We start from the raw sequence: 12,481 nt of genomic DNA on the forward strand, positions 1-12,481 counted from the left end.
AATTCATGATTGAAATTCAAAGAACGAACTCAGAAAATAAAGATTTCATTGATCTTGTTAGATTTCTTGATGCCGATTTAGAAATACGGGATGGAGAGGATCATGCTTTTTATTCTCAATTCAATAAATTGGATCATATTAAGTATGTGGTTTTGGCTTATGACAAAGGGGAACCAGTAGGTTGCGGTGCAATAAAAGAATATGAGCCGAATATAATGGAGATAAAGCGGATGTTTGTATTGCCTGAGTACAGAGGAAGGGGAGTCGCATCAAAAGTGTTAAAGGAATTGGAAAATTGGACAAGAGAATTGTTATTTGAAAAATGCATTCTGGAAACAGGAGTGAAACAACCCGAGGCAATAGGACTATACCAAAAGAATGGTTACCATTTTATCCCTAATTACGGACAATATGCAGGCGTGAAGGAAAGCGTTTGTTTTGAGAAACCGGTGAGTTAAATCCCTCTGAGCAAGTAAAACCCAATTTATGCTGAAAGCATCAGATATACTGCTTTTTTTGGTCATATTATGCTCCATTTTGGTCAATTTGTACTAGTTGCGAATTCTTATTTTTTGTTGCTTTACCAATACTGTAGAATATGCTATTGAGTATATTTTTCACAAAACAGGATTGTTGTAAATGAATGTATTAAAATATTCGTAAATAGTTTTTCAATTTAGATGCGTAACAAGAGTGGCTCATGCAATGTGGGAGATTGGGAGCCTCTCTTGTTTTTCTTATCTTTATATTTCATGAAATGAATGGGATGCTAAGAAAGATTGTAATATGCTGTGTTTTTTTGCTTTTACTATGCAGTTCGAAACTGCAGGGAACTCAGTATTTTCAAAAACTAGCTAAGTTCACAACCGAACATGGAATTGCCAACAACACTATTTTATCGGTATTTCAGGATTCTACAGGTTTATTATGGATCGGGACCTTTCAGGGCATAAGCAGCTACAACGGATCGGAGTTTGTGAGTTATCCAATGTCTGATTCTATTTTTTTGCATGCCATTTCTTTTATCGATCAGATTAATAAGAATCAACTTTTACTGGGAACAAACGAAGGGAATTATCTGTTCTCTATTTCTGATCGGGGATTTATTAAACTTGATCTGCCTCAAATGGAGCATTCTCCAATTACTGCGCTCTTTCGAATCAATAACAAAATTTATATTGGAAGTAAATCCGGAATATTCGAGTATGATGAAGAAAGGCAGACTGGTATTCGAGTCTCTGATCAGGAAATTACCTGCAAACAGATTTCCCCGGATCAAAAACTTCTGTTGGGAACATATGGAAATGGCATTTGGGAAGCAAAGCTCGAAGCTGAAACGTTTACTCTCGTGAGTTCTTATCCGGAGCTTAAAAAAGAAAAGCTGGTTTCCATTCAATTTCAGGATGATGGAGTTCCCGTATTTTTAACGGATAAAGGCCTTTGGATTTCAGGGATAGAAGAAATAAGGACGGAAACTCCTGATTTCTTTACTTCATTGAACATTTCGGGTACCGATGGAATTATTTTGGGAACCAATGGGGAGTTTGTTCAGCAAGTGCAGCAGATTGATGGTAAATACAGTTTGAAGGATTATATCGACCGTGAAAATGAAATATTTAATGACTTCTATGATGCACAGGTAAACATTCTTTTTCGCGATTACTCGGGATCTGTGTGGATTGGAACAAATCGTGCAGGTTTGAATAAAATTGATCGTAAAAAAATCAGTTACAAAAAATATAAAAGCAATTTACAGGAACAGGAACCTGAAGCGGGCTATATAAATGCGCTTACTCAGTCAGATGATGGTAAAATATGGATTGGTACTTCGGGTAAGGGCTTGTATTTGCTCGATCAGGAAAAGGAAGAGTTGATTTCTATTCCTATTTTGCAAGGGAATATGAATGATTTATTCATTGAAGCCATTCTGCACTTTAAAGACAAGTTGTATATCGGCACAAGGCATATGGGCATTATTACGGCTGATTATCCTTCTCTAAATTCAAAAAAAGTGATTGCTTCCGGACAATTGTTTTCGACTGAGGCTGGTTTGGCAAAAAACGACTACATCTATGGTTTAAAGCAGTTTAATGAGAAGTTGTACATCTGTTCGGATAAGGGGAGTTTTGTTTGCGGGGGCGAAGCGGATGATTTAAGAAGATTGGATAGTATGCCTTCCATCAATATCAAAGTAGATTCCCTGAATAATATGTGGGTTTTGTCTTTGTACATGGAATTGTACTTCAATCAGAAAAAAATTGAATTAAGCTCAGAGGTTTCCGATTTTTATATCAATGATACGAATGAGGTTTGGGCAGCTACGTCAAAAGGACTCGCTTTAATTCAGATGGAAAGTTCAAAACCTTTTTTTTTCAATCCACCCGATAAAGTGATTGAATTTACATCCATTGAGAAGGATAAGAAAGGGCAATTTTGGCTGGGTTCCAGAATGGGTATGTATCGTTTCGATTCTAAAAGGAAGTTATTCACAAGCTATCAAATTCCCGGTGGTTCAAAGGCCAATAGTTTCAATCACGGAAAGTTGCTGCATAGCAGGTTAGACGGATTTTATTGGGGAAGTAATGATGGTGTTGTTTCCATCAATCCTAAGGAAAACAGCTATTTGGCTGCGCCTTTGTTTAAAGTTGAGCAAGGCGCAAATGGAACTGAATCCATTTTTAAAATCTATAATTATTCATTTAATCATCATGAGGAAAATGGAATCGCTTATCGGTTTTCTGATCCTGATTCTACATGGAGATATATTTCTGCCAATCAATCCACGCTTGATTTTTCGCATTTAGGAAAAGGATCTTATCAGGTAGATATTACGGCAATAAATTCCGATGGGATCGTCAGTAAAGATTATTCGTCCTTCAAATTTCAAAGGAAGCGTACTTACAATACTGCTGTGATTTTGTGGTTCATTTTTGTACTCATTTTAGGGGGAATTGTATTTCTCTATTGGAGATCAGGAAATGCAATTAATTCTTTACTTGTTAAAGGTGAAGATCAGACTGTAATGGAAACGCCGGAAGAGAAGATTTTCAAAGAATGGATGAAGAATGATTTTATGCAAAAGGCAATTCTTTTGATTGAAAACAATCTGTCCAACAACACTTATGGTGTAAATGAACTCTATGCTGGCATGCAAATGAGCAAGTCGAACTTCTACCGGAAGTTAAAAACCAATACCGACTTGTCTCCGAATGAATTGATTCGTTTTGTCAGACTCCAGAAATCAACCCAGTTATTGATTGAAGCAAAATTAAGCGTTAATGAAATCGCTTATGATATGGGCTTCAATTCACCTTCCTATTTTACCCGTTGTTTTAAACAACATTTTGGAATTGCTCCTTCGGAATACAAAGAATATTACGAAAATCTTTGGTGTATTTCTGAACCGGTACAGTAATTCGCCACAACTTTAAAGCTTTTATTTTGAATCTGCATGAGTTTTGAATTGACTTTTGTCTTAACTCATGCATTTTAATGCAAATTGGTCATATCGTACTCAATTTTGGTCAATCAGTACAATCATTTTCCCCCTGTAATAGCGTGTTTTGAAAGGTCTTTAAGAGACTCTAAAAACTTGTGAAATTATCTCGAAAGAGTTAATACAAGATCAATATTCTTGGGAATGCTCTCACCATCCCCAGTTAACCAGATGTATTAATTTTAATCTAACCTAAAATTTATGAATCAAAACTCAAAAAGTTTAGCAAGGCAAAGCAGCCTTCTAAAGAAAAGTTTTTCATGGATTGCAAGCTTGTGTTGTGCCGCTTTTTTTATTTCGGTTACACCTGCATTTGCATCTTCCAATGAAGGAAAAATTGAAACAACAGTGTTCCAAACTCAGGAATACAATGTACAGGGTAATGTGGTGGACAAAAACGGAGAGGCTTTAATTGGAGTGAACATCATTGTAAAAGGAACTACAACCGGTACCGTAACTGATATTGATGGTAATTATCAAATTAACGTCCCTGAAAACGCAACTCTTGTTTTTAGTTTTATTGGTTACTTAAATCAAGAAATTACAGTTACCAAAAATTCTACAATTAATGTAAGTTTAATTGAAGATGCTTTAGGGCTTGATGAAGTTGTGGTGGTTGGTTACGGAACCCAGAAAAAAGCCAATCTTACCGGATCCGTATCAGCTGTTAAGGGAGATGAACTGGTGAAAAAACCGATGACAGATGTTCGTCAGGCTTTGCAGGGTGTATCCACCGGTGTAACCATTATCGACCGGGGAGGAATTCCCGGAGAGGAGAATCTGAATATTAATATCCGGGGTATCGGATCCTTATCATCGAGTACAAATCCTTTGGTTTTGGTTGATGGTATTGAAATGTCGATGAGTGATATCAATCCGAATGATATCGAAAGTATTTCTATTTTGAAAGATGCAGCATCTGCCTCAATTTACGGTGCAATGGCAGCCAATGGCGTAATTCTGATTACTACCAAAAGAGGAAAAGAAGGTGGTTATAAAGTGAGCTACGATGGTTATTATGGCTGGCAAACACCTGCAACCCTTCCAGAACTGGTTGGTGCTGAAGATTACCTGAATCTGGTAAATGAGGCTCTTGTTAATGCGGGATTAAATCCGAAATACTCCGATGACTACATTCAGAAAACACTTGCCGGTGATGATTCTGTTAACTATCCCTATACCAACCTCTTTGAGGAACTATTCGAGACAGCACCCGTATTTAACCAATCGCTGCAAATAAGCGGAGGAACCGGGAAATCGAAAATTGCTTTGTCCCTGAATCATATGGATCAGGATGGGATGCTTAAGAATGTTAGTTCAAAACGTTATGGTTTCCGATTGAATACGGATTTCCAGGTGAAGGAAAATTTTAAAGTAAGAGCTGATATTTCATTCAATCGCAGAGATAATAAAAAACCAAACCGACTAGGTTCTGCTATTGGAGCTATGGTGGGAACCTCGCCTGTAACTGTTTTGAAATACCCCAATGGAGTGTATGGTTTGAATAAAGACAATACCAATGCCCTTGCTTGCCTTGAAGTTGGTGGTATGAATGAATCTGTTGATGAAGCTCTTAATTTGAAAATTGGGGCAGATATTGGTCTTGTAAAAGGTTTAACCCTTAAAACTGATTTCTCCTATAAAAGTATCAACAATCGTTATAAAAACTATACGGCAGCATATGACTTTGTTGATCCTGAAAATACAGATAATGTGATTCAGAAATGGTCACCCAGCAAATTAACAGATGGTCGCTGGCATCAGGAAGAAACCAACTTTAAAGCCTTACTGAATTACAACACAACCTTTGGGGATCATCAACTTGATTTGTTGGCGGGTTCAGAAATTACTGAGAATACGGCATATATTTTAAGCGGACAGCGTAACAATATTTATGGCGATAATTATGCAGAGTTAAATACTGGTGATGCCGAAGGTCAAACTAATTCCGGCTATAATGAAGACTGGGCCTTATTGTCTTATCTGGGAAGAGTGAACTATGCTTTTAAAGGCAAATATTTACTCGAAGGAAATATTCGTTACGATGGTTCCTCACGATTTGCAGAGGGAAACAAGTGGGGAGTTTTTCCGTCCTTTTCAGCAGGTTGGAGAGTAACAGAAGAAAGTTTTATGAACGCCATTGGCACCATAGATAATCTGAAACTAAGAGGAAGCTGGGGACAGTTAGGAAACCAAAACATTGGTTACTATAAATTTTCATCTACCGTTTATGCCGATTTCCCTTACAACTTTAATGATAACGAGGTGAATGGATATTCGCAGTGGTACTATGCCAATACCGATGTAACCTGGGAAACAACCGAGATGATTGACCTTGGATTTGATCTTGCCTTATTCGACAACAAACTCGAAATTGTGGCCGACTGGTATCAAAAAGATACTAAAGATGTTCTGCTGAAATTACCAATTTCTTACTTAACCGGATTAGCTGCTTCGGAAACCAATGCCGGACAGGTTCGGAATACGGGTTGGGAACTGGCCATTACCCATAGAAATAAGATTAATGATTTGACTTACTCAGTTGGTTTTAATATCTCCGATGTGAAAAACGAACTGGTTAATTTTGCAGGAAACGAGCCTTCAATTAGTGGATGGTCGATTCTTAAAGAAGGTGAAGCGATTAATTCTTTCTTTGGATATGAGTCAGATGGTTTATTCCAGTCTCAGGCAGAGATTGACGAGCATGCAGTTCAACCCAACCAATCGGAACTAAAGCCCGGTGATATTAAATTGGTTGATCAGAATGGCGATGGTGAGATTAACGACGATGACCGTAAGGTGATTGGTTCTCCTATTCCTCACTACACGGTTGGTCTTAATCTTTATGCCGAATACAAAGGCTTCGATTTTTCTGCATTCATGCAAGGGGTTTTAAAAGCTGAAAACTACTTTTATGGAGCACCCAACGAAGGACCGGCATACGAGATTTTCACCACAACCCGGGTATTGGACAGATGGACACCTGAAAATACAGATGCTTCCTTTCCAAGATTACAGGCTGCTTCAAATAAGAACAACTATTTATACAACGATTTTTGGATTAGAGATGCGTCCTACATTAGGTTGAAAAACTTACAAATTGGTTACTCTTTTCCACAATCAGTTCTTGAAAAATTAAGAGTTGAGAAGCTCAGAGTCTACGCCGGAGCAACAAATCTTTTTACCATAACTGATGTTGAATCAGGACTGGATCCGGAAACTTATGATGGAAGACCAAATTACTATCCTCCTGTTTCAACCTATACAATGGGTGTGCAAATTCGATTCTAATTGAATTCTTAAAGAGAAAAAATTACAATTTCCGATAGTTATCGGGTTTACTACTAAAAATGATTATATGAAACGAGCAGGAGCAAAATTTCCTTACACAGGGGAATTGATTATTCAAGCGACTTTCATATGGCAACTTAAAAACAAATAATAATCATATGAAACGTCCATGTATAAAGCTTTCTACACACAGGGAGATGATTATATGGTAAGTTCCATATGACAAAAACTTAAAATTATAAACATATGAAACGTCCATGCCAAAGTAATTTTGACACACAGGTAGATGATTATTCCAGCTTGGAAAGTTCCATATGGCAAAAGTTTAAAATTATAATCATATGAAAACAAATATAATATGCTTAGTATCTGCGATGCTGTTTGTATTCGCAGGCTGCAGCGATGATTTTCTGGATCGTACTCCCAGCGATCAGGTATCCTCAGCAACTTTCTTTACTCAACAAAAAGATTTGGAATATGCTGTAAATGCAGCTTATGCTTCCATTGGCTTTAATAACTGGGGAACAGATTATGGGTATTCAACCGATTTGCTTCGTATAGAAGCTATAACCGATAATGCCCTTGATCATCATTCATGGAATGAAGGTTACCGTCTTGCAGATGGAACTGCTTCTTCATACGATTGGTATGTTGAAAGCCGTTGGATGGAGCGATACAGAGGGATTCAAAGAGTGAACAGAATATTGGAAGGCGCTGATGGTGTTACTGATATTAATGAGGATTACAAGGCTCGCTTACTTGCTGAAGCGAAATTTCTAAGAGCCTTTTTCTATTTCGATTTGGTTTACCTTTTTGGTGATGTACCCTTCCTGACAAACAGTATTGCTCCGGAAGATACAACACCAACTGAAGGTGCTGATGGTGAGAAAGAGGCAGCAGAAGCTGCTAAACGAACTGATAAAGCCATTATTATGGATGCCATTGTGAAGGATCTTACAGAATCAGCAACAAATCTGCCAAGCTCCTATTCCAGTGAGGATCTTGGTCGTGTGACCAAAGGTGCTGCTCTTTCACTGAAGGCCAGAATCCTTCTTTATCAGGAAAAATGGGGAGAAGCCGCTATTGCAGCAAAAGAAGTGATGGATCTTGGAGTCTATACTATTTATCCAAGCTATGGGAAGATGTTCACTTACGAGGGAATCAGCAACTCAGAGGTGATATTCGATTTGCAGGAGTTGAAAGAAAAGCAATGGAATTTCACCATGCAGAATTACGGTCCCAATTCAGCTGGAGGATGGAGTAGTGGATGTCCTATGCAATCATTGGTTGACAGCTATGAGTGTACAGATGGTAAGACCATCAGTGAATCAGCCTTGTTCGATCCTAACAATCCATACGCTAATCGTGATCCTCGCATGACTTATTCCATTCTTTATCCGGGTAACGACTGGAGAGGCGGCGTATACAATACTATTCCGGGAGCAACTTATCCTGGAAAGGAAATTGTTGCAGGTGATGACTTAACCGATGGGACAGGTGGGCAGTGGAATAAAACGGCTACAGGTTACAATTGGTTGAAATACATTTCAGAAGAGGACATCGACAATGGAGATTACTGGAATGGGTCTATTCATTACATTTTGATTCGTTATGCTGAAGTCCTGTTGACTTATGCCGAAGCGAAAATTGAGAACAACGATATTGATCAATCTGTTTTCGATGCTATAAATGAAGTGCGCCAGCGTGCCGATGTGAATATGCCTGCAGTTGCAGCCGGCAAAAGTCAGGATGAGCTGCGTACAATTTTAAGACGCGAACGAAGAGTGGAGTTGGCATTTGAAGGTCTACGCCTGATGGACATTAGAAGATGGAAAATTGCTGAAGATGTAATGCCAGGTGTACCCAAAGGACTTACTTATACAGATCCTAATTCAGGAACTCAAGTGACTCTTTCGTGGGGAACACGTGTTTTTGATAAAAACAAGCACTATGTGTGGCCGATTCCTCAAGCAGAAATTGATATCACTCATATCGAACAAAACCCTGGTTGGTAGAAAACTAAAAATAATTTCCGGAGGTATTTCCTCCGGAAAAATTTAAAACTCCAATATCTTATAGATAAGAATCTGTAGTTGAATTCATATGCCGCTAAACTCTTTTGATATTGATTCATAAAAAAAAGAGTTGGGTGTCAATATGAAATCAGAGTAATTCCATTTGCAAAAAAATCCCTTAAAAATGAATTTGAATACATTATACATGATATGTTTCCTCACTTGCTTTTTATTCGGATGCGATTCAAGTGAAGAAAAACAAGCAAGTTCTGCCCCCAAAATTAGTATCACAAGTCCGTACGAAGGATTTATATACATCGATGGGAAATACAAAGGATCTAAAACTCCTAAAGAGCTATTTCTTTCAAATGGAAATCACGTTATTGGGGTAGCGATGAACGAGACAAGAACTTATCTGAGAAAGGAAATAGAAGTCACCGATGAAGTTACATCTGTGAATTTAACTGACTTGGATAAACCAGAACCAAAAATATGGAAAGCGCTTTGGATAGGCGTTGAGACAGTAACTCATGACGCTTGTACATCTACATATAGTAAAGAAGAGTTAGATCAGGCGTACAATTATTTCCGGTGGAGTATTAAGGAACATTTTGAGAAATTCTCTTACAACACAATAAAATGGGAGGTCGTGCGGGAAGACTACTCCGAACCATTGGCTTTGGATTTGGCCAATAATGGACTGCTTATAAATCCTTCTGCGATAACGTCTTTAAAACCGGAAATTAAACCAGGTGATTACGATGCCATTTTTTGTTTTTACAGAGAGAAAGAAGGCGATTGCCATATGAAAGACAATTTTTTTGGATTAGCATGGCTTGATCCTTTATCTCTGGATTTTAAGGCAGGTTTTGTTATTGTGAAATTTGACGATTATAAAAGTGGAAGTGTAAAAGAACGATTACAATGGTATAAGGAAAATGATCCCGGTGTATGGTGTCATGAATGGCTTCACACTGTTGGAGAAGGTTTTTATCAAGACTTAAAATATGAACTTCCGGAAAAGAATACTGAAGGACTGGTTATTCATAGTGCTGAGACCTATAAATATACATATCCATGGTTGGGGTGGTATGAAGATATCATATCTGGCCGTGTAAAGCATTTATCCAGACCTATGGAATATGTAGGTATTGGACCGGAAGCTTTTTTGAAGCATAATGTTAGAGATATCGCAGTACAATAAGAAGATTAGCTTGTAATTGAGGTAAAAGAATAAATCACAAATGTTTTAAGTCTCAAATTTATAACCGATAAATTAAGATAATATCAGATGAACAAATCATTTTTACTAATACTATTTTTATACCTGTTCCAATCTGCCATTGCGCAGGAAAAGGTATTTTCGGGGGCTGATGAGCAGTCACCTTCGCGAGCCCAGTTTTTCTCTTGGATTAACAACACCAACGAAGGAACCACTGAGGAACAAACCCTCATCAACCTTGAGTTTTTTCAATGGCTTCAACAAGAGTACGGGATGATTTTGGACATCTATGCTTTCGATGCAGGGGCAATTGATGGGAAAAGATTTTATGGAAGTATTCATTCAGAACGCTTCACGAAGCAGTTTCCTAATGGATTCGATCCTATTTATAAAAAAGCTAAAGAAATGGGTACCCGATTGGGGGTCTGGGGTGGCCCGGATGGTTTTGGAGATACCGAAAAAGAAAAACAAGCTAGAATTGATCAGATGGTAAGTCTTTGTAAAGACTATGAGTTCGCCCTGTTCAAATTCGATGCTGTTTGTGGTCCTTTGCGACCTGAAAAAGAAGATGCCTTTATTGAAATGATGAAGGCTTGTCGAAATTACAGTCCCGATCTTATTCTGTTAAATCATCGTTTAGGTTTAACAAAGGGTAAAGCTTATGCAACAACATTTTTATGGGGTGGTCAGGAAACTTATATCGATGTGTTTACCTCAAACAATACAACTGCTCCTCATCATCGGGCAGGAGCTTTGGATAGAGGATTGATACCGGGTTTAAAACGATTAACCGAAGATCATGGGGTTTGTATTTCATCCTGTATAGACTATTGGGATGATGATTTGATTATGCAGGCTTTTAATCGCAGTATGATTTTAGCGCCGGAGGTTTACGGTAATCCTTGGTTGCTTAATGATGATGAATTTGCGAAACTGGCAAGAATCTACAATCTCCACCGTAAATATGGAAAGATATTGGTGAACGGGAAAGTTCTTGACGAAAACAAATATGGTAAATCTGCTGTTTCCCGGGGTGATGAAAATACGCGCCTTGTAACCCTTACTAACCTGACTTGGGAAAATAAAACCTACAGTATTAAGCTGGATGAAGAAATAGGCTTAACAACCAATGAGAATATTGAGCTAAGGCAATTTCACCCTACCGAAAAAATTATTGGAAATTTTAGCAAAGGAGAAGAGGTTGAAATTACGGTTGCACCATTCCGCTCCTGTTTGCTTATTGCCGGTTTCCAGGCTTATGATGAGCCCAGCCTAGTAGGAATAGACTATCAGTTGGTTCGCAATGTTCCCGATAAACCTATATTGATTAAAGTTTTAGGAATGCCTGGAACCAGTGCTGAAATTCAGCTGAAAAATGCAGGAGATTATAAAACGGCTACTCTTAATGGAAATGATGTTAGCAATTTACTGAATGGAAAATCGCTTAATGTGAAATTTGAAGGAAGAAAGCTGGGAAATGCATTTCATAGAAAAATAGCCGACTTCAAAATAATTAAAACACCGGTTGATGCAGACGTATTATATGAAGCAACCTGTTTTGCTGCCGATAATAATGCGCTTGAAGTGAGATCAATTAAACGATCTGGTGCAACAAGTATTCCTCAGGTACAAAAAGCCCGGGATGCCTTTTTTCAGCAATCTACTTTCGTTGATCGTGGTATTTGGGATAAAAATTTGTTTGATGGAGATATGAAAACAGGATTCTGGCCATCACGAAAATATGATATTGACTTAAAAGTTAAAGGCGGTTGTTTCCGGCTTGATTTTGGAGAAGTCACCGATATCGATCAGATCATTATTAAAGTACCTGATGATTTTTCTCTTCAGCCATTATTAAAGGGGGAAGGAAATTACGCTGAAGTATCTTCGGATCTGAAAAAATGGAGAATCATCACTTATTGCGCAGGTGAGGAAATGATGATTGATGTGAACGAGCCTATCCGTTACTTAAGATTAAGAGAGCAACCAGGACGAATTGTTGAAATTGAAGCTCTTAAAGATGGCAGGAAAATAGATAGAACCAATTGGAGAGCATCCAATCTATTTGCCCATGCTGGGAAAATGAAAACTGAGAAAGTCTGGATGTCAACCTTTAGATTGAATGAGATTCCGGAAGGTTCCTATCTGTCAATAGCAATAAATGGAAAACATGGTGTTGAAGGAGCTTATGCTGCAGCTAAAATAGGTGGCGAATACAAGGGGTGTTTTGATCGCAGTGTTTCATTTCCATCAAATACCTGGGAGTATGTGAATTCAGAAAGTGATAGTAATTACACGTATTATCTGCCTTTGGATGAAAGTATGACAGGACAGGAAATTGAAGTTTTTGTGATGGGATACGATAAGGAGAATCTCGATTTTAATCCTGAAGTATGGATTTCAGCAAATCCAACTCCATTTAAAGAGCAAATTTTAGAATTAACCAAATAAACTTAA

The 12,481-nt window shown here is 37.9% G+C and carries 6 protein-coding genes; all 6 read left to right on the forward strand.

What is annotated here, in order from left to right:
- The first annotated feature begins 5 nt into the window (after positions 1-5).
- The 6 genes from ACHZAX_RS06095 (at position 6) to ACHZAX_RS06120 (ending at position 12,475) form a co-directional block, all read left to right on the forward strand.
- Complete coding sequence (locus ACHZAX_RS06095) at positions 6-458, forward strand: GNAT family N-acetyltransferase (protein WP_320018420.1); 453 nt, start codon at positions 6-8, stop codon at positions 456-458.
- Between the two features lie 308 nt (positions 459-766).
- On the forward strand, positions 767-3,415 hold the full coding sequence (locus tag ACHZAX_RS06100) for a helix-turn-helix domain-containing protein (protein ID WP_320018421.1): 2,649 nt from the start codon (positions 767-769) through the stop codon (positions 3,413-3,415).
- Between the two features lie 282 nt (positions 3,416-3,697).
- Positions 3,698-6,787: a SusC/RagA family TonB-linked outer membrane protein gene (locus ACHZAX_RS06105; RefSeq protein WP_320018422.1), complete on the forward strand. Its 3,090-nt coding sequence runs from the start codon at positions 3,698-3,700 to the stop codon at positions 6,785-6,787.
- A gap of 341 nt (positions 6,788-7,128) precedes the next feature.
- Positions 7,129-8,802, forward strand: coding sequence for a RagB/SusD family nutrient uptake outer membrane protein (locus ACHZAX_RS06110; RefSeq protein WP_320018423.1), 1,674 nt, complete (start codon positions 7,129-7,131; stop codon positions 8,800-8,802).
- Between the two features lie 184 nt (positions 8,803-8,986).
- Positions 8,987-10,006, forward strand: a complete 1,020-nt coding sequence (locus tag ACHZAX_RS06115) for a PEGA domain-containing protein (protein ID WP_320018424.1) — start codon at positions 8,987-8,989, stop codon at positions 10,004-10,006.
- Between the two features lie 87 nt (positions 10,007-10,093).
- Positions 10,094-12,475: a hypothetical protein gene (locus tag ACHZAX_RS06120; RefSeq protein WP_320018425.1), complete on the forward strand. Its 2,382-nt coding sequence runs from the start codon at positions 10,094-10,096 to the stop codon at positions 12,473-12,475.
- The last annotated feature ends 6 nt before the right edge of the window (positions 12,476-12,481 follow it).

Source organism: Labilibaculum manganireducens (assembly GCF_963665805.2).
Taxonomy (GTDB): domain Bacteria; phylum Bacteroidota; class Bacteroidia; order Bacteroidales; family Marinifilaceae; genus Labilibaculum; species Labilibaculum manganireducens.

What these genes read in the sequence shown, in the direction of transcription:
- ACHZAX_RS06095 (WP_320018420.1), top strand. Translation starts at nt 6, where the DNA reads ATGATTGAAATTCAAAGAACGAACTCAGAAAATAAAGATTTCATTGAT.
- ACHZAX_RS06100 (WP_320018421.1), top strand. Translation starts at nt 767, where the DNA reads ATGCTAAGAAAGATTGTAATATGCTGTGTTTTTTTGCTTTTACTATGC.
- ACHZAX_RS06105 (WP_320018422.1), top strand. Translation starts at nt 3,698, where the DNA reads ATGAATCAAAACTCAAAAAGTTTAGCAAGGCAAAGCAGCCTTCTAAAG.
- ACHZAX_RS06110 (WP_320018423.1), top strand. Translation starts at nt 7,129, where the DNA reads ATGAAAACAAATATAATATGCTTAGTATCTGCGATGCTGTTTGTATTC.
- ACHZAX_RS06115 (WP_320018424.1), top strand. Translation starts at nt 8,987, where the DNA reads ATGAATTTGAATACATTATACATGATATGTTTCCTCACTTGCTTTTTA.
- ACHZAX_RS06120 (WP_320018425.1), top strand. Translation starts at nt 10,094, where the DNA reads ATGAACAAATCATTTTTACTAATACTATTTTTATACCTGTTCCAATCT.